Genomic DNA, 16,706 nt, shown 5'->3' with positions numbered 1-16,706 from the left:
AGGTCGGTTAGCTTGCCATGCTTGCCGGGACAGATGAATATCGCAGGCCGATAAAGTCCGTTTCACTCGCTGGAAATTGCTCATGTCTGCCACTTTCGCCCCCGATCACTTGCGCGCCAGCCTGCGGCCATTGGCCGATGCCCAGCCATTGTCGGAGCAAGCGCGGGCGTATCGGCACTTTTATGGCCTGGATTTTCCCGGGCGCGAACTGCGCACTGGCCTGGGCCGATTCGAGGCGGGTGGTTATCAGCTGGTCAGTCAGTTCTGGTGGCCGGCGCGGGCGAAAGCGACGTTGTTCCTGTTTCACGGTTTCTACGATCACACCGGGTTGTATCGGCACGTGATCGACTGGGCGCTGGATCAGGGCTTCGCCGTCATTGCCTGCGACCTGCCGGGGCATGGCCTGTCCAGTGGCGAGCGGGCGAGCATTCGGGATTTCAGCGAGTACCAGGACACGCTGCAGGGCTTGTTCGCCGAAGCGAAGTCGATTGATCTGCCGCAGCCGTGGCACTTGTGCGGGCAAAGCACCGGGGGTGCGATTGTGATTGATCATGTGCTCAACGCGGGCGCGCAAAGCCCAGCCCAGGGCCAGGTGATTTTGCTGTCGCCACTGGTTCGACCACGGGCGTGGGGTTGGTCACAATTGAGTTATCACCTGCTCAGGCCCTTCGTCAAAGGTATCGCCCGGCGCTTCAGCGAAAACTCCAACGATCCGGACTTCCTGCCCTTCCTGCAAGCAGACCCGCTACAACCGCTGCGCCTGCCCACCGCCTGGGTAGGCGCGCTCGCCCGTTGGGTCAAGCGCATCGAGGCAGCACCGCACAGCTTGCGTCGGCCGCTGATCGTGCAGGGGCAGGCGGACATGACGGTGGACTGGCAGCATAACCTTGGGGTGTTGCGGGCCAAATTCGACCGGCCGCAGGTGTTGATGCTGCCTGAGGCGCGGCATCATCTGGCGAATGAAACGCTGGCTTTGCGGGCGGAGTATTTCGGGTTCTTGACCAAGCGGATCAAGGGGCGGAATTTGTAGTGGCAGTGAAGGCCCGCGATGGCGTCATGCCAGGCACTGAAAATTATTGGCCAAGGTTAGTCTGCCCCACCGCCAACCCCGCCCGAATAGCCGCCAGCGCCGCCTGGTAATAAGCCTTGCCTTCAGTCGATTCGGCAAAGGTCGCGAACTCTTCCAGCTCGGTATCCGACAGGTCGCGATAGACGTACAGCAAGGTGTTGTTCAGGTCGCTGCCGATCTGGTCCATCAGGCGCTGGCGCTGACCATTCAGCATGCCCTGAGCCTGGCCGCCGCCCAGCAGGCCGGGGATCATGGAGCTCAGACTGTCCGCCGCGACGCCGGCAATCGCCAGGCTGACCTCGGCGCCCGCTTCGCGCGCAGGCAGGGCCTGGGCCAGATGTCCGATGATCAGCAGGCGCGTGTCACTGGCCTCGATTTTCGGCAAGCCCTTGGCATTCTTCGCCAGCTGATCGCGGCGGGTTGCCAGCAACTCCGCCGCGACGATTTTCTTGCCCAGCGGTGACTGGAAAAAGGCCAATGCCGGCTTGGGATCGGCCAGGGTCTTGCGCAGCTGCGCTTCCGCCCGCTGATCGACCGCTTGAGGCGCAAAACGCTGATTGCTGTTGTTCACCAATGCCTGGAACACTGCCGGTGGCAGGCTGTTCTGGTAACGCTGCTGTGCCGCCGACAAGGCATCGTTAAAATGCGCGCGTTGTTCCGGCCAACCGGCGACCTTGTACAACTGGTCGTGGTCGTCTGCCCAGGCGGGTAAAACGCAGAACATCAACAGTGAGAAAAGCAAACGACGCATTAGGGACTCCTGTCAGCAGGCGACTATTCTCCGTGTGGCATTCGGACTTGTCGAGAATTCGTATCAAGCCGCTGCACGGCTCTGTCGGATTTGCAGGCACAGGAATACTATGCGCGCCATGCAAATACCCTCTGATCATCCGCTGCTGTTACGTATCGTCGACGACCTGGCCACACATGGCTGGTCGCAGCAGAATATTTTCCTGCCTCTGGGTCTGACCCGGGAACTGGCTGCTGAGTGCCATAAACGTTCAGCCGAAGGTGAATTGGCGCCTGCCGCCGTGGGTCGCGGGCCCACTTCGGAGATTCGCGAGGGCATTCGTGGTGACCGCATTCAGTGGATCGAGCCCGGCCAGGCGCTGGCGTGTGACAGTTATCTACAGCTGATGGACAGCCTGCGCGAGGCGATGAATCGGGGCCTGTTCCTCGGCCTGGAGGATTTCGAAAGCCATTTCGCGTTGTACCCGCCAGGCGCTTTTTACCTCAAGCACGTCGATCGCTTTCGCGACGACGACCGGCGCATGGTGTCGGCGGTGGTCTACCTGAATGATGCCTGGCTACCCGAGCACGGTGGCCAGTTGCGCATGTACCTGGACGAAGGCGTGCAGCATGACGTCGTGCCAACCGGCGGCTGCCTGGTGGTCTTCCTGTCCGGCGAAGTGCCCCACGAAGTCCTGCCCGCCAGCCGAAATCGCCTGTCGTTGACCGGCTGGTTCCGGCGACGCGGCAACGAGCCCTTCTGACCATGCAGAAAATTCTGGTAAGCCGCTGCCTGCTGGGTCACCGCGTTCGCTACGACGGCGGTGCCAGTGGGCCTTTCGATCAGTTGCAGCAATGGGTCGATGAGGGTCGGGTCGTGCCTTTGTGCCCCGAGGTGGCCGGCGGCTTGCCGACTCCCCGGGCTGCCGCGGAAATCCCCGGCGGGCAGGGCGGTGAAGTGCTGGATGGGCGGGCGGCGGTCATCACCACTGATGGTGCGGATGTCAGCGCCGAGTTCCTGTCGGGGGCGTATCAGGCCCTGGAACTGGTGCAAAAGCACGGCATCCGGATTGCGGTGCTGAAGGCCAACAGCCCGTCGTGCGGGAATCTGTTGACTTACGACGGGACGTTCAGCGGTGTGAAGGTCAGCGGTGAGGGCGTCACTGCGGCATTGCTGCGACGCTACGGGGTGCAAGTCTTCAGCGAGCTGCAACTGCCGGAAGCGGCCCGTGCTTTGACCACACAAGACTAACCGCCCGAACACATCTGCTGTGGGAGCGAGCCTGCTCGCGATGGCGGCCTGTCCCTCAACACCTTAGCTGGATATGCCGGCCTCATCGCGAGCAGCTCGCGCCCCCTGGGTTATCCATCTGCCTCGGCTCAGGGCTTCGGCGCCACACTCGTATCCGCACCAAACCACTTCTGCGACAGTGCCTGCAGGCGTCCGTCCGCCTTGATCCGCCCCAGCGCATTCTCCAGGCTGGCATGAAACGCCGGGTTGCCCTTCTGGAACGGGATGGCCAGGCGCACCGGCGCAGCCGCCTTGGGTTTGTCCTGCGCCAGGGTCTGTACCAGCAGCATCGAGCGCGGCTCCGGTTCTTTCTGCGCGATCAGATCTGCCTTGGCATAGCTGTAAGGTTCGGTGAAGTCGAAACGATCCTTCAGATCCGGGGTCAGTGCTATGTGGTTGATGGCGACATCGTATTTGCCGCTTTCAACCCCAGGCAACAGCTCACTGGCATTGGCAACGACGAAGTCGGCCCGCACGTCCAGCTCTTGGGCCAGCAGCTGGCCCAGTTCGACTTCAAAGCCGGCGAGCTTGCCGTCGTCCTTGAAATTGAAGGGTGGTGTATTAGCCTCAAGAGCGATGCGTAGTTCGCCACGGTCGTTGATGTCGTCAATCAACTCGGCATGAGCCAGTGGGCTCAAAAGGGGTAGCAGGCAGATCAGGCCAGGCAAAAAACGCATGGTCACTCCTTTGAATTCATTATTGCGAGGCTCTGGATCGGCTCGCTTTGCTATGGTTGTCGAGTGCCTTCGACAACAAATGGTCATGAAGTTGTCATGACTGCGCAGATTTTACGTAAAAACTGGAGAAGAGAATGAAAACCTTTATGTCACGAGCAGCATTGGCTGGCCTGTTGATGGGGGCTTCGATGCTGGCAACGGCAGCCACTCCGGCTCCCAAGGGAGCAGAAGCGTTCATCGTGTCGCCCGAAGACGGCGCCAAGGTGCCACAGGAATTCAAGGTCAAGTTTGGCGTCAAGGACATTTCCCTGGCCCCGGCTGGCGATACGACCAAACACACCGGTCACCACCACCTGCTGATCGATGTCAAAGAGCTCCCAGCCGCCGGTCAGCCGATTCCGACGGACGCCAACCACATGCATTTCGGCAAGGCGCAGACCGAAGCGACCATCAAGCTGCCGCCAGGCAAGCACACCTTGCAGCTTGAGCTGGGTGACAGCGGGCACATTCCGTTCGATCCGCCGATCGTGTCGAAAAAGATCACCGTGACTGTGGAGTAACTTTTCGCAGGCAGAAAAAAGGGAGCCCCGAAGGCTCCCTTTTTTGTCGCTCAACATCGCTGTCAGAACAGTACGCGGCAACGAATGGTGCCGTTGATGTGCTGCAGCTTCTCCTGGGCGATCTCCGAGTAGTCGGCGTCGACGTCGATCACGACGTAGCCGACTTTCTCGTTGGTCTGCAGGAACTGACCGGAAATGTTGATGCCGTTTTCGGCGAAGACCTTGTTGATCTCGCTCATCACGCCCGGAATGTTCTCGTGGATGTGCAGCAGGCGGTGCTTGCCAGGGTGAGCCGGCAGGGCCACTTCCGGGAAGTTCACCGACGATACCGAAGTACCGTTGTCGCTGTACTTGACCAGCTTCTCGGCCACTTCCAGGCCGATGTTGGCCTGCGCCTCGGCGGTGGAACCACCGATGTGCGGGGTCAGGATCACGTTGTCCAGGCCACGCAGCGGGCTTTCGAACTCTTCGTCGTTGGAGCGCGGTTCTACCGGGAACACGTCGATGGCTGCGCCGATCAGGTGTTTGTCCTTGATCGCGTCCGCCAGGGCGTCCAGCTCGACCACGGTGCCGCGCGCAGCGTTGATCAGGATGCCGCCCTTTTTGATGGCGCGGATTTCCTTCTCGCCGATCATCCACTGGGTCGCAGCGGTTTCCGGGACATGCAGGGTGACGATGTCGGACATGCCCAGCAGGTCGTGCAGGTTGCCGACCTGGGTCGCGTTACCCAGTGGCAGCTTGGTCACGGTGTCATAGAAGTACACTTGCATGCCGAGGCCTTCAGCCAGTACCGACAGTTGGGTACCGATCGAGCCGTAACCGACGATGCCCAGCTTCTTGCCGCGGATTTCGAAGGAATTGGCCGCGCTCTTGATCCAGCCGCCACGATGGCAGGAAGCGTTTTTCTCGGGGATGCCACGCAACAACAGAATCGCTTCGGCCAGCACCAGCTCGGCTACGGAGCGAGTGTTGGAGTACGGTGCGTTGAATACTGCGATCCCGCGTTCGCGAGCCGCGTTCAGGTCGACCTGGTTGGTGCCGATGCAGAAGCAACCGACAGCGACGAGCTTCTTCGCGTGATCGAAGATCTCTTCGGTCAGTTGCGTGCGGGAGCGAATGCCGATGAAGTGCGCATCAGCGATCTTTTCCTTCAGTTGGGCTTCCGGCAGAGAACCAGTGAGGTACTCGATGCTGGTGTAGCCCGCCGCCTTGAGGACGTCGACAGCCGATTGGTGGACGCCTTCGAGAAGAAGGAACTTGATCTTGCTCTTATCGAGAGAAGTCTTGCTCATCTGCGTAAACCTGTATCCCGGAGAAAAATGGCAGGAAGTCAGCAGACGCTGACCCCGGACGGCAGGAACGCCGTCGCCGCAGAATCGCCTTTGGGCACTATGCTGCGGGGTCGGTATGCTAGCATAGGCGCCCCGCTAAACACTCATTCCTGCGACGTGAAGCGTTCTCAGGATGACCATGAATTGTTCGAGAGTTCTGTCGATGACCAATCCTGCCCTGATTGATGAGCTGAAGACCCTGGTTGAGCCTGGCAAGGTGCTGACCGATGCCGACTCCCTCAATGCTTATGGCAAGGATTGGACCAAGCATTTCGCCCCGGCGCCCACCGCGATCGTGTTTCCCAAGACCACCGAGCAGGTTCAGGCCATTGTCCGTTGGGCCAACGAACGCAAGGTGGCGCTGGTGCCATCCGGCGGTCGTACCGGGCTTTCCGCCGCCGCCGTGGCAGCCAACGGCGAAGTGGTGGTGTCGTTCGACTACATGAACCAGATTCTCGAGGTAAACCTCACCGATCGCACCGCCGTGTGCCAGCCGGGCGTGGTCACCGAGCACCTGCAGAATGTCGCCGAAGAAAAGGGCCTGTACTACCCGGTAGATTTCGCCTCGGCCGGCTCCAGCCAGATTGGCGGCAATATCGGCACCAATGCCGGCGGAATCAAAGTGATTCGCTACGGGATGACCCGCAACTGGGTCGCCGGCATGAAGGTCGTCACCGGCAAGGGTGACCTGCTTGAGTTGAACCGCGACCTGATCAAGAACGCCACGGGCTACGACATGCGTCAGCTGTTCATCGGCGCCGAAGGGACCCTGGGTTTTGTGGTCGAAGCGACCATGCGCCTGGATCGCGCGCCGAAAAACCTGACTGCCATGGTGCTCGGTACCGCCGATTTCGATTCGATCATGCCGGTACTGCACGCTTTCCAGGGCAAACTCGACCTGACGGCCTTTGAATTTTTCTCCGACAAGGCCCTGGCCAAAGTCATGGCGCGCGGTGATGTTCCGGCGCCTTTCGAAACCGATTGCCCGTTTTACGCGCTGCTGGAATTTGAAGCGACCACTGAAGAAGTGGCCAACCACGCCCTGGAAACCTTCGAACACTGCGTCGAGCAGGGCTGGGTGCTGGACGGTGTGATGAGCCAGAGTGAAACCCAGTTGCAGAACCTCTGGAAGCTGCGCGAATACATCTCCGAGACCATCTCCCACTGGACTCCGTACAAGAACGACATTTCGGTCACCGTGTCGAAAGTGCCGGCGTTCCTCAAGGAAATCGACGCGATCGTCGGCCAACACTATCCGGATTTCGAAATCGTCTGGTTTGGTCACATCGGCGACGGCAACCTGCACTTGAACATCCTCAAGCCGGATAACCTGAGCAAGGACGAGTTCTTCGCCAAGTGCGCCACGGTCAACAAGTGGGTGTTCGAAACCGTCGAGAAGTACAACGGTTCGATTTCCGCCGAACACGGCGTGGGCATGACCAAACGTGACTACTTGACCTATAGCCGTTCAGAGGTTGAGATCGAGTACATGAAAGCCGTCAAGGCAGTGTTCGACCCGAACGGCATCATGAACCCGGGCAAGATTTTTGCTGTTTGACTTTCGAACTTAAGCGCTAAGAACCAGGAGCCGGTCAATGAGCTATCAGCACCAGTATGTCGACGGTACGCGTATCCACTTTCCACTGGGCAAAATGGTCTGCATCGGTCGTAACTACGCCGAACACGCCAAGGAACTGGACAACCCGGTGCCTACCGAACCGCTGCTGTTCATCAAACCGGGCAGTTGCGTCGTGCCGCTCGAAGGCGGCTTCAGCATTCCGACCGAGCGCGGTTCGGTGCATTACGAAGCAGAAATTGCCGTGTTGATCGGCAAGCCGCTGTCGACCAAGCCAAGCCGGGAAGAAGTGCTGGATGCGATCTCCGGTTTCGCACCGGCCCTGGACCTGACGCTGCGCGACAAGCAGGCTGAACTGAAATCCAAGGGCCTGCCCTGGGAAATCGCCAAGTCGTTCGACGGCGCGGCGGTGATTGCGCCGTTCGTGTCCGGCAGCACCTTCGCCGACCTGGCCGACATCGGCATTCGCCTGACCATCAATGGTGAAGTTCGCCAGGACGGCAACAGCAGCGCCATGCTCAACCCTATTGTGCCGATGATCCAGCACATGGCCGGATGCTTCTCGCTGCAGGCCGGTGACGTGATCCTGACCGGCACGCCAGTGGGCGTTGGCCCGCTGAATGTGGGCGACGAACTGGTCATCGAATTGCCAGGCGCCAGCAGCTTTACCACCAGCGTCCGCTGACAGCACAGCCTCCCGTGGGAGCAAAGCTGCCTGTGGGAGCAAAGCGTGCTCGCGATAGCGGTCTACCATTCAACTTCAATGTTGAATTCAAAGGCCTCATCGCGAGCACGCTTTGCTCCCACAGGAATTTGCTCCCACAGGAATTGCATCCCGACCGGGATTGCTCCCATGACTCCCATTCATGACTATCCGGAATCCATCCGTTAATGGCCAACCCACCGCTGCCCACGCTCAAACCTGCCCGCCGCCCGCGCTTTTTCATGCGCTGGTATTACTGGCTATTGCTGGTTGCCGCCATAACCTATGGCCTGGCCATTGCCATGCATTGGGATGACCGCGGTGCGCTCTGGTTGCAGGAACGTTTCGAAAGCCCTGCCGAGCGCCAGGAAAGTATCTGGCTGCCGAATTACACCGCAGTCATCGACGCCAAATTGCTGCCAGGCATGGAGAAGGACGAAGCGTCCGACCTGGCGTACAACCCTCAGACCAAAACCCTGTTCTCGGTTATGGGCAAGAACCCCTTTCTCGTCGAACTGTCCTTGCAGGGCGACGTGCTGCGCAAGATGCCCCTGGTCGGCTGGAGCAATCCGGAAGGCCTGACGGTGATGGGCAATGGCCTGATGGCCATCGTCGACGAGCGCGAGCACCTGCTGTCCATCGTCAAGGTCGATGCCGATACCCGGGAGCTGAACATCGGCGACTTCCCCAAGTACGATCTTGGCCCTTCGAAAGATCAGAACAAGGCGTTCGAAGCCATTGTCTGGGACTCGCGCAATCAGCAGATGTTGTTGGGTGAAGAGCGTCCACCGGCGCTGTTTACCTGGAAAAGCAGCGACGGCGTCTCGCTGGCGGGCGACAAGCAGAAGCTCGACAGTGACGAACTGGACCTGCGTAATCTGTCTGCCCTGGCCATCGACCCACGCACCGGCCATACCCTGGTGCTGTCAGCCGATTCCCACCTGCTGCTGGAGCTGGACGAGAAAGGCGAGCAGGTCAGCTTCATGACCCTGCTGGGGGGCTTCAACGGGTTGAAGAGCACCATCCCCCGCGCCGAAGGCGTGACCATGGATGACGCTGGCAACCTGTACATGGTGAGCGAGCCGAACTTGTTTTACCGCTTCGAAAAGCACGAATGATGACGCTGCTGTGCAGGATTACGCCTGTGCAGTTGTAGGATAGGGCAAGTGGCCATTAAGCTTGAGTTCAGACAGACGTGATATTTCATCCGCCTGTCCTGAATCCGAGCCCACCAGAATGCGTCGATTTGCCCGTCCCAAACCCCTGATCCTGATCTTCGCGATGGTCGCACTGCTGGCGTTGATCGCCATGGGCCAATACCTGCGCCTGTTCGAGCGCGGCTGGTTCAACCTGCATGCGCTGTGGCAGGCCGAGAGCGCACTTTCCATTGGTCTTGATCGTTATCAGGTCACGGTCGAGGCGCGGGTGATCGATGGCCTGGATGACGACGTGTCGGCCCTGACATTCGATCCAGTGCGCAAAAGCCTGTTCACGGTCACCAACAAGAATTCCGAATTGATCGAGCTGTCCCTGGATGGCCAGATTATCCGGCGCATTTCGCTGGTGGGCTTTGGCGATCCGGAAGCGGTGGAGTACATCAGCGCCGACACCTACGTGATCACTGACGAGCGCGAGCAGCGATTGATCAAGATTCATCTGGAGAAAGACACCACCTTCCTCGACGCGGCGGACGCCGAGCAGATGACCCTTGGCGTGCATATGGCCGGTAACAAGGGCTTTGAGGGCCTGGCGTACGACTCGGTGGGCAAGCGCCTGTTTGTTGCCAAGGAGCGCGACCCGATGCTGATTTACGAAGTGCAGGGTTTTCCGCACTACAATCCGGAAAAGTCCTACGCGGTACATGTGGTCAATAACCCCAAGCGCGATGCCGGGATGTTCGTGCGAGACCTGTCCAGCCTGCAGTACGACGAACGCAGCGGCCATCTGCTGGCGCTGTCGGACGAGTCGCGGTTGATTCTGGAGCTGGACGTGGACGGGCGCCCGCTCAGTACCATGTCGCTGAGCAAGGGACGCCAGGGCCTGCAAAAGACCGTGCCGCAGGCGGAGGGGATCGCCATGGATGACGAAGGCACCATGTACCTGGTGAGCGAGCCGAACCTGTTCTACGTGTTCAGGAAGCCCGCACAAAACTAACCAGCACCCCACAACATTATGGGAGCGGGCTTGCTCGCGATGGCGGCCGGTCACTCAACAGAATGTTGATTGTAATGGCCTCATCGCGGGCAAGCCCGCCCCCACAGGTTTATCGGTGTTTCTGGTTACTCTGCGCGCAGGGTTTTCACGCCTTCGCTTGTGCCCAGCAACAGCAAGTCCGCGGGGCGTGCAGCAAACAAACCATTGGTCACCACGCCGACGATCGCATTGATCTGCGTCTCCAGCTGCACCGGGTTGGTGATCTGCATGTTGTACACGTCGAGGATGATGTTGCCATTGTCGGTCAGCACACCTTCTCGGTAGACCGGGTCGCCGCCCAGCTTGACCAGTTCGCGGGCCACGTGGCTGCGGGCCATCGGGATCACTTCCACTGGCAGCGGGAACTCGCCCAGGACCGGCACCAGCTTGCTGGCGTCGGCAATGCAGATGAACGTCTTGGCCACGGCCGCCACGATCTTCTCGCGAGTCAGGGCGGCGCCACCGCCCTTGATCAGGTTCAGGTGCTCGTCGCTTTCATCGGCGCCGTCGACGTAGAACTCCAGATCGCTGACGGTATTGAGTTCGTACACCGGAATCCCGTGGCCCTTGAGGCGCGCGGCAGTGGCTTCGGAGCTGGCGACGGCGCCATCAAACGCGCCTTTGTGTTGCGCCAGGGCGTCGATAAAGCAATTGGCGGTGGAGCCGGTGCCGACCCCGACGATGCTCTTGTCATCGAGTTTCGGGAGGATGAAGTCGACGGCGGCCTGGGCCACTGCCTGTTTGAGTTGATCCTGGGTCATGCGGGCTCCGAAGTGCCGAAGAGGGGGCTGAAGGCCGGCATTATAGGCTGCGGGGCAGGGAAGGTCATGCTCAAACCTGGGGGATATCCCGGTAGGGGCAAAGCTTGCTCCCACAGGTTTGGATTGGGGTGTGGTCGTGTGGCGCGAAGCCGGGTTAGACTCGTTGGTCCTGCCCAACCCGCTCAGTGATGCTTTCCGATGCTCGAACAGTACGTCAAGAAGATCCTCACCTCGCGCGTTTATGACGTTGCCGTAGAAACCCCACTGCAGACTGCTCGCCAGCTCTCCGAGCGGCTGGGCAACAGCATTTGGCTCAAGCGCGAAGACTTGCAACCGGTGTTCTCGTTCAAGATCCGCGGCGCCTACAACAAGCTCACCCAACTGAGCGAGGAAGAGCGGGCGCGCGGTGTCGTCACCGCTTCTGCCGGCAACCATGCCCAAGGGCTGGCCCTGGCGGCCAAGGTACTGGGCGTGAAAGCGACCATCGTGATGCCCAAGACCACCCCGGAAATCAAGGTCGAAGGCGTACGCTCGCGTGGCGGCAAAGTCGTGTTGCACGGGGATTCATTCCCGGAAGCCCTGGCCTACTCGCTGAAACTGGTCGACGAAAAAGGCTACGTCTACATTCATCCCTATGACGATCCTCATACCATCGCCGGGCAGGGCACGGTGGCCATGGAGATCCTGCGCCAGCACCCGGGCCGCCTGGATGCTATTTTCGTTCCGGTGGGCGGTGGCGGGCTGATCGCCGGTATTGCGGCATACGTTAAATACCTTCGACCTGAAATCAAGGTCATCGGCGTCGAACCGGACGATTCCAACTGCCTGCAAGCAGCCATGGCTGCCGGTGAACGCGTGGTCTTGCCGACCGTGGGCATTTTCGCCGACGGTGTGGCGGTGGCGCAGATCGGCCAGCACACATTCGACATCTGCAAAGACTATGTCGATGAAGTCATCACCGTCAGCACTGACGAAATCTGTGCGGCAATCAAGGACATTTACGACGACACCCGCTCCATCACCGAGCCCGCCGGCGCGCTGGGCGTGGCCGGGATCAAAAAGTACGTCGAACAGCATGGTGTCACCGGCCATACCTTCGTGGCCATCGACTCCGGCGCCAACGTCAACTTCGACCGCCTGCGCCACGTCGCCGAGCGAGCCGAGCTGGGCGAGGGTCGCGAAGCCATCATCGCCGTGACCATTCCCGAGAAGCCTGGCAGCTTCAAGGCGTTCTGCGAAGCCATCGGCAAGCGCCAGATCACCGAATTCAACTACCGCTACAACACCGGCAGCGAAGCGCACATTTTTGTCGGGGTGCAAACGCATCCGGACACCGATCCGCGCAGCGCGCTGATTGCCAGCCTGGGCGAGCAGGGCTTTCCGGTGCTCGACCTGACCGACAACGAACTGGCCAAGTTGCACATCCGTCACATGGTGGGCGGTCGTGCCGCGCATGTGGTCGATGAAGTGATTCTGCGGTTTGAATTCCCGGAGCGCCCGGGTGCGCTGTTCAACTTCCTCAACAAGCTGGGCGGGCGCTGGAACATATCGATGTTCCATTATCGCAACCACGGCGCTGCCGACGGCCGAGTCGTCGCGGGGCTGCAGGTACCGCATGACGAGCGTCACCTGGTGCCTGCGGCGCTGGAAGAAATCGGCTACCCGTATTGGGACGAAAGCGACAACCCGGCCTATCTGCTGTTTCTGGGCTGAGCGACTACGCTGTTGGGCAAGCCATAAGGAAATCGAACAATGGACACGTTAACCGCCCTGAAAATGGCCCACACTGCGGCGACCGCGATATTGCTGGGTTGTGCGCTGGGCCTGGGGATCTGGGTGTGGCAAACGCGGCGCGGTGGCGACGCCACGGCGGGCAGCCGCACCTTGCAGAGGCCACGGGTGTTTGTCTGGCTGCTGATGGGCCTGGCCCTGCTGAGCATGCCATTCACCGGCTGGTGGATGGTGCACCTGGTGGGCTGGCCCTTGGGACAGACCTGGCTGCTGGCCTCCAGTGTGCTTTATACCTTGGCGGCGTTGGGGTGGTTCTGGCTGCTGGTGCGGCTGAACAAATTGCGCAAGGCGCCGGGGGGTAATGGCAGATTTACTTTTGCCCTGGCGCTGTTCAGTTTTGTTTGCCTGGTCGCGATTGCGGGGTTAATGGGCGCGAAGCCGGTTTAGCCCGAAAGATCGTCCGAACGCGGCCCGAGCCTTCGGACGATCTTTTGATCTTCAGTCGCGCAGGGTGATCACCGGCCAACCGCGGTTCTCGGCCTCAGCCCGCAAGTTAGGGTCCGGATCAACCGCCACCGGATTCGCCACCTGCTCCAGCAGCGGCAAATCATTCATCGAATCGCTATAGAAATAGCTGTCGTCCAACGAATGCCCGGTCTCTTGCAGCCAGCGATTCAATCGGGTGACCTTGCCTTCGCGGAAGCACGGTACGTCGGTGCTGCGCCCGGTGTAACGGCCGTCGAGCATTTCGCACTCGGTAGCAATCAGGGTTTCAACGCCCAGGCGCTCGGCAATCGGTCCGGTTACGAAACGGTTGGTCGCGGTGATGATCACCAGCTTGTCACCCGCGTCACGGTGCTTGGCCAGCAGCTCGATAGCCTTGGGTAACACGATCGGCTCAATGCAGTCGCGCATGTAGTCCTGGTGCCACTGCGCCAGCGTGGCCATTTCGGTGCGGCCCAGGACCTCCAGGCAAAAGTTCAGGTAGGCGGCGTTATCGAGCTTGCCGGCCAGGTAATCCTGATAGAACTCGTCGTTGCGTGTCTTGTAGGCAACCGCGTCGAGGAACCCGCGTTCGCACAGGTAATCGCCCCAGGCGTGGTCGCTGTCGCCGCCCAGAAGTGTGTTGTCCAAGTCGAATAAAGCCAGCCGCATTGCAGTTACTCGCTGAAAAGTCTGTAGAAAGGCGTCCAGAATACGGACTTTTCACAAGAGTGCACATAAGGTAGGCCGGCTCGTTGCTGCCTTCACAACCTTTGTGGAACAATGCGACGACATGCGTTTGCGAGGTTGTTGCCGTGATCGACCCCGATGGTTTCCGCCCCAATGTCGGGATCATTCTCACGAATGATGCCGGACAGGTGCTATGGGCTCGCCGTATCAATCAAGATGCCTGGCAGTTTCCCCAGGGTGGAATCAATCCCCAGGAGACGCCGGAAGACGCCTTGTACCGCGAGTTGAACGAAGAAGTGGGCCTGGAACGCGAAGATGTTGAAATTCTCGCCTGTACCCGGGGCTGGTTGCGCTATCGTTTGCCGCAACGTCTGGTCAGGACCCACAGCCAACCGCTGTGCATCGGCCAGAAACAGAAATGGTTTCTCCTGCGCCTGATCTCCAACGAGCAGCGGGTGCGGATGGATTTGACCGGTAAACCGGAGTTCGATGGCTGGCGCTGGGTCAGCTATTGGTATCCGTTGGGCCAGGTGGTGACATTCAAGCGCGAGGTGTATCGACGCGCTCTCAAAGAGCTTGCCCCGCGCCTTTTAACGCGCGACTGACGACGGAGTTCGACCCCGAGCCATGCTCAATACGCTGCGCAAGATCGTCCAGGAAGTTAACTCCGCCAAGGATCTCAAGGCGGCGTTGGGGATTATTGTGTTGCGCGTCAAAGAGGCCATGGGCAGCCAGGTTTGCTCGGTCTACCTGCTCGACCCCGAGACCAACCGCTTCGTCCTGATGGCCACCGAAGGCCTCAACAAGCGCTCGATCGGCAAGGTCAGCATGGCGCCGAACGAAGGTCTGGTGGGCCTGGTCGGTACGCGTGAAGAACCCCTGAACCTCGAAAACGCTGCGGATCACCCGCGCTACCGTTACTTCGCCGAGACGGGGGAAGAGCGCTACGCCTCCTTCCTCGGGGCGCCGATCATTCACCACCGCCGCGTCGTCGGCGTGCTGGTCATTCAACAGAAAGAACGCCGCCAGTTCGATGAAGGTGAAGAAGCCTTCCTCGTGACCATGAGCGCGCAGCTCGCTGGCGTTATTGCCCACGCCGAGGCCACCGGCTCGATCCGCGGGCTGGGGCGCCAGGGCAAGGGCATCCAGGAGGCGAAGTTCGTCGGCGTTCCCGGTTCGCCGGGCGCGGCGGTCGGTACGGCGGTGGTCATGCTGCCGCCGGCGGATCTGGATGTGGTGCCGGACAAGACCATTACCGACATCGATGCCGAACTTGGGCTGTTCAAGACTGCCATCGAAGGTGTGCGTGCCGACATGCGTGCCTTGTCGGCCAAGCTTGCGACCCAACTGCGCCCGGAAGAGCGCGCGTTGTTCGACGTCTATCTGATGATGCTCGACGATGCCGCGCTGGGCAACGAAGTCACCACCGTGATCAAGACCGGGCAGTGGGCCCAAGGCGCGTTGCGCCAGGTCGTCACCGATCACGTCAACCGCTTCGAACTGATGGACGACGCCTACCTGCGTGAGCGCGCATCGGACGTCAAGGACCTCGGCCGACGCCTGCTGGCTTACTTGCAGGAGGAGCGTCAGCAAAACCTGGTCTACCCGGAAAAAACCATTCTGGTCAGCGAAGAACTGACGCCGGCGATGCTCGGCGAGGTTCCGGAAGGCACGCTGGTTGGCCTGGTCTCGGTGCTCGGCTCGGGTAACTCCCACGTTGCGATTCTGGCCCGGGCCATGGGTATCCCGACGGTTATGGGCCTGGTTGACCTGCCATACGCCAAGGTTGACGGCATCGAGCTGATCGTCGACGGCAATCGTGGCGAGGTCTACACCAACCCCAGTGACGTGCTGCGCAAGCAATTCGCCGAGGTGGTGGAAGAAGAGAAGCAACTGGCCCTGGGCCTCGACTCTTTGCGAGACCTGCCATGCGTGACACTCGACGGCCACCGCATGCCGCTGTGGGTCAACACCGGCCTGCTGGCGGATGTGGCGCGGGCGCAGAAGCGTGGCGCCGAGGGCGTTGGCTTGTACCGAACCGAAGTGCCGTTCATGATCAACCAGCGCTTCCCGAGCGAAAAGGAGCAACTGGCGATCTATCGCGAGCAGCTCGCCGCGTTCCACCCGCAGCCGGTCACCATGCGCAGTCTGGATATCGGCGGTGACAAGTCGCTGTCGTATTTCCCCATCAAGGAAGACAACCCGTTCCTGGGATGGCGCGGCATTCGCGTCACCCTCGACCACCCGGAAATCTTTCTGGTGCAGACCCGGGCCATGCTCAAGGCCAGTGAGGGCCTGAACAACCTGCGAATCCTGTTGCCGATGATCTCCGGCACCCACGAGCTCGAAGAAGCCCTGCACCTGATCCACCGGGCCTGGGGTGAAGTGCGCGACGAGGGCACGGACGTACCGATGCCCCCGATTGGCGTGATGATCGAGATTCCGGCGGCGGTGTACCAGACCAAGGAGCTGGCGCGGCAAGTCGATTTCCTGTCGGTCGGTTCGAATGACTTGACCCAGTACCTGCTGGCGGTGGATCGCAACAACCCGCGGGTGGCCGATCTCTACGATTACCTGCACCCGGCAGTGCTTCAGGCGCTGCAGAACGTAGTGCGTGATGCCCATGCCGAGGGTAAGCCGGTGAGTATCTGCGGCGAGATGGCCGGTGATCCTGCGGCGGCGGTGTTGTTGATGGCGATGGGTTTCGACAGCCTGTCGATGAACGCCACCAACCTGCCCAAGGTGAAATGGATGCTGCGCCAGATCAATCTGAGCAAGGCCAAGGAGTTGCTGGCGGAGCTGATGACCATCGACAACCCGCAAGTTATCCACAGCTCGTTGCAGTTGGCGCTGAAGAACCTTGGGTTGGCCCGGATCAATAATCCGGCGACTGCCAAGGTTCTCTAAATAGC

At 60.4% G+C, this 16,706-nt stretch carries 17 protein-coding genes; 12 read left to right on the top strand and 5 right to left on the bottom strand.

What is annotated here, in order from left to right:
• Positions 1-82: 82 nt before the first annotated feature.
• The gene (locus HYI44_RS04300) at positions 83-1,030 is read left to right on the top strand and encodes an alpha/beta hydrolase (protein ID WP_122841090.1); all 948 of its coding nucleotides are present in this window, start codon (positions 83-85) and stop codon (positions 1,028-1,030) included.
• 43 nt (positions 1,031-1,073) lie between these two features.
• Here the strand turns inward: HYI44_RS04300 and HYI44_RS04295 are convergent, their stop codons facing one another.
• Positions 1,074-1,820 (bottom strand): DUF2059 domain-containing protein, encoded by a 747-nt coding sequence (locus tag HYI44_RS04295; protein ID WP_122841092.1) that lies wholly within the window; start codon positions 1,818-1,820, stop codon positions 1,074-1,076.
• Positions 1,821-1,929: 109 nt separating this feature from the next.
• Here HYI44_RS04295 and HYI44_RS04290 point away from each other — a divergent pair, with 109 nt between their 5' ends.
• Positions 1,930-2,562, top strand: coding sequence for a 2OG-Fe(II) oxygenase (locus HYI44_RS04290; RefSeq protein ID WP_045059764.1), 633 nt, complete (start codon positions 1,930-1,932; stop codon positions 2,560-2,562).
• Positions 2,563-2,564: 2 nt separating this feature from the next.
• Positions 2,565-3,050, top strand: coding sequence for a DUF523 domain-containing protein (locus tag HYI44_RS04285; RefSeq protein WP_225568856.1), 486 nt, complete (start codon positions 2,565-2,567; stop codon positions 3,048-3,050).
• Between the two features lie 128 nt (positions 3,051-3,178).
• Here HYI44_RS04285 and HYI44_RS04280 read toward each other — a convergent pair whose 3' ends face one another.
• Positions 3,179-3,766, bottom strand: coding sequence for a transporter substrate-binding domain-containing protein (locus tag HYI44_RS04280; RefSeq protein ID WP_225568855.1), 588 nt, complete (start codon positions 3,764-3,766; stop codon positions 3,179-3,181).
• Between the two features lie 134 nt (positions 3,767-3,900).
• On the opposite strand from HYI44_RS04280, the gene HYI44_RS04275 reads away from it, so the two are divergent.
• Positions 3,901-4,326 (top strand): DUF4399 domain-containing protein, encoded by a 426-nt coding sequence (locus tag HYI44_RS04275; protein WP_045059767.1) that lies wholly within the window; start codon positions 3,901-3,903, stop codon positions 4,324-4,326.
• Between the two features lie 62 nt (positions 4,327-4,388).
• Here the strand turns inward: HYI44_RS04275 and serA are convergent, their stop codons facing one another.
• Positions 4,389-5,618, bottom strand: a complete 1,230-nt coding sequence (serA, locus tag HYI44_RS04270; RefSeq protein ID WP_122841096.1) for a phosphoglycerate dehydrogenase — start codon at positions 5,616-5,618, stop codon at positions 4,389-4,391.
• A gap of 202 nt (positions 5,619-5,820) precedes the next feature.
• Here serA and HYI44_RS04265 point away from each other — a divergent pair, with 202 nt between their 5' ends.
• From HYI44_RS04265 to HYI44_RS04250, 4 genes are all read left to right on the top strand, one after another.
• Positions 5,821-7,215 carry an FAD-binding oxidoreductase gene (locus HYI44_RS04265; RefSeq protein WP_122841099.1) on the top strand — a complete coding sequence of 465 codons (1,395 nt, stop codon included), beginning with the start codon at positions 5,821-5,823 and terminating at the stop codon, positions 7,213-7,215.
• 37 nt (positions 7,216-7,252) lie between these two features.
• Positions 7,253-7,918, top strand: coding sequence for a fumarylacetoacetate hydrolase family protein (locus HYI44_RS04260; protein WP_225568854.1), 666 nt, complete (start codon positions 7,253-7,255; stop codon positions 7,916-7,918).
• 206 nt (positions 7,919-8,124) lie between these two features.
• Positions 8,125-9,054, top strand: coding sequence for an SdiA-regulated domain-containing protein (locus tag HYI44_RS04255; RefSeq protein WP_122841101.1), 930 nt, complete (start codon positions 8,125-8,127; stop codon positions 9,052-9,054).
• A 118-nt stretch (positions 9,055-9,172) separates the two neighbouring features.
• The gene (locus HYI44_RS04250; RefSeq protein ID WP_122841102.1) at positions 9,173-10,090 is read left to right on the top strand and encodes an SdiA-regulated domain-containing protein; all 918 of its coding nucleotides are present in this window, start codon (positions 9,173-9,175) and stop codon (positions 10,088-10,090) included.
• A 125-nt stretch (positions 10,091-10,215) separates the two neighbouring features.
• Here the strand turns inward: HYI44_RS04250 and rpiA are convergent, their stop codons facing one another.
• A complete protein-coding gene (gene rpiA, locus HYI44_RS04245; protein ID WP_045059773.1) occupies positions 10,216-10,890 on the bottom strand; it encodes a ribose-5-phosphate isomerase RpiA in 675 nt (224 codons plus the stop codon).
• Between the two features lie 198 nt (positions 10,891-11,088).
• Between rpiA and ilvA the strand changes: the two genes are divergently transcribed.
• Complete coding sequence (gene ilvA, locus HYI44_RS04240; protein WP_122841104.1) at positions 11,089-12,603, top strand: threonine ammonia-lyase, biosynthetic; 1,515 nt, start codon at positions 11,089-11,091, stop codon at positions 12,601-12,603.
• A 39-nt stretch (positions 12,604-12,642) separates the two neighbouring features.
• Positions 12,643-13,068 carry a DUF2269 domain-containing protein gene (locus tag HYI44_RS04235; protein ID WP_045059775.1) on the top strand — a complete coding sequence of 142 codons (426 nt, stop codon included), beginning with the start codon at positions 12,643-12,645 and terminating at the stop codon, positions 13,066-13,068.
• Positions 13,069-13,119: 51 nt separating this feature from the next.
• Here the strand turns inward: HYI44_RS04235 and HYI44_RS04230 are convergent, their stop codons facing one another.
• Positions 13,120-13,776 (bottom strand): HAD family hydrolase, encoded by a 657-nt coding sequence (locus HYI44_RS04230; RefSeq protein ID WP_225568853.1) that lies wholly within the window; start codon positions 13,774-13,776, stop codon positions 13,120-13,122.
• 143 nt (positions 13,777-13,919) lie between these two features.
• Here HYI44_RS04230 and HYI44_RS04225 point away from each other — a divergent pair, with 143 nt between their 5' ends.
• Entirely contained in the window at positions 13,920-14,399 is a 480-nt protein-coding gene (locus HYI44_RS04225) for an RNA pyrophosphohydrolase (RefSeq protein ID WP_007945562.1), read from the top strand.
• Positions 14,400-14,421: 22 nt separating this feature from the next.
• The gene (gene ptsP, locus HYI44_RS04220) at positions 14,422-16,701 is read left to right on the top strand and encodes a phosphoenolpyruvate--protein phosphotransferase (protein ID WP_045059777.1); all 2,280 of its coding nucleotides are present in this window, start codon (positions 14,422-14,424) and stop codon (positions 16,699-16,701) included.
• Positions 16,702-16,706 lie beyond the last annotated feature (5 nt).

It is taken from the genome of Pseudomonas sp. Y24-6, from assembly GCF_020295325.1.
GTDB classification, from domain to species: domain Bacteria; phylum Pseudomonadota; class Gammaproteobacteria; order Pseudomonadales; family Pseudomonadaceae; genus Aquipseudomonas; species Aquipseudomonas gregormendelii.
Note: the sequence above shows the minus strand (reverse complement) of the source record. Positions and strands in the feature narration are given on the sequence as shown.

Bases quoted from the DNA above. Each gene is read 5' to 3' on its own strand.
- HYI44_RS04300 (WP_122841090.1), top strand. From the start codon at position 83: ATGTCTGCCACTTTCGCCCCCGATCACTTGCGCGCCAGCCTGCGGCCA.
- HYI44_RS04295 (WP_122841092.1), bottom strand. From the start codon at position 1,820: ATGCGTCGTTTGCTTTTCTCACTGTTGATGTTCTGCGTTTTACCCGCC.
- HYI44_RS04290 (WP_045059764.1), top strand. From the start codon at position 1,930: ATGCGCGCCATGCAAATACCCTCTGATCATCCGCTGCTGTTACGTATC.
- HYI44_RS04285 (WP_225568856.1), top strand. From the start codon at position 2,565: ATGCAGAAAATTCTGGTAAGCCGCTGCCTGCTGGGTCACCGCGTTCGC.
- HYI44_RS04280 (WP_225568855.1), bottom strand. From the start codon at position 3,766: ATGCGTTTTTTGCCTGGCCTGATCTGCCTGCTACCCCTTTTGAGCCCA.
- HYI44_RS04275 (WP_045059767.1), top strand. From the start codon at position 3,901: ATGAAAACCTTTATGTCACGAGCAGCATTGGCTGGCCTGTTGATGGGG.
- serA (WP_122841096.1), bottom strand. From the start codon at position 5,618: ATGAGCAAGACTTCTCTCGATAAGAGCAAGATCAAGTTCCTTCTTCTC.
- HYI44_RS04265 (WP_122841099.1), top strand. From the start codon at position 5,821: ATGACCAATCCTGCCCTGATTGATGAGCTGAAGACCCTGGTTGAGCCT.
- HYI44_RS04260 (WP_225568854.1), top strand. From the start codon at position 7,253: ATGAGCTATCAGCACCAGTATGTCGACGGTACGCGTATCCACTTTCCA.
- HYI44_RS04255 (WP_122841101.1), top strand. From the start codon at position 8,125: ATGGCCAACCCACCGCTGCCCACGCTCAAACCTGCCCGCCGCCCGCGC.
- HYI44_RS04250 (WP_122841102.1), top strand. From the start codon at position 9,173: ATGCGTCGATTTGCCCGTCCCAAACCCCTGATCCTGATCTTCGCGATG.
- rpiA (WP_045059773.1), bottom strand. From the start codon at position 10,890: ATGACCCAGGATCAACTCAAACAGGCAGTGGCCCAGGCCGCCGTCGAC.
- ilvA (WP_122841104.1), top strand. From the start codon at position 11,089: ATGCTCGAACAGTACGTCAAGAAGATCCTCACCTCGCGCGTTTATGAC.
- HYI44_RS04235 (WP_045059775.1), top strand. From the start codon at position 12,643: ATGGACACGTTAACCGCCCTGAAAATGGCCCACACTGCGGCGACCGCG.
- HYI44_RS04230 (WP_225568853.1), bottom strand. From the start codon at position 13,776: ATGCGGCTGGCTTTATTCGACTTGGACAACACACTTCTGGGCGGCGAC.
- ptsP (WP_045059777.1), top strand. From the start codon at position 14,422: ATGCTCAATACGCTGCGCAAGATCGTCCAGGAAGTTAACTCCGCCAAG.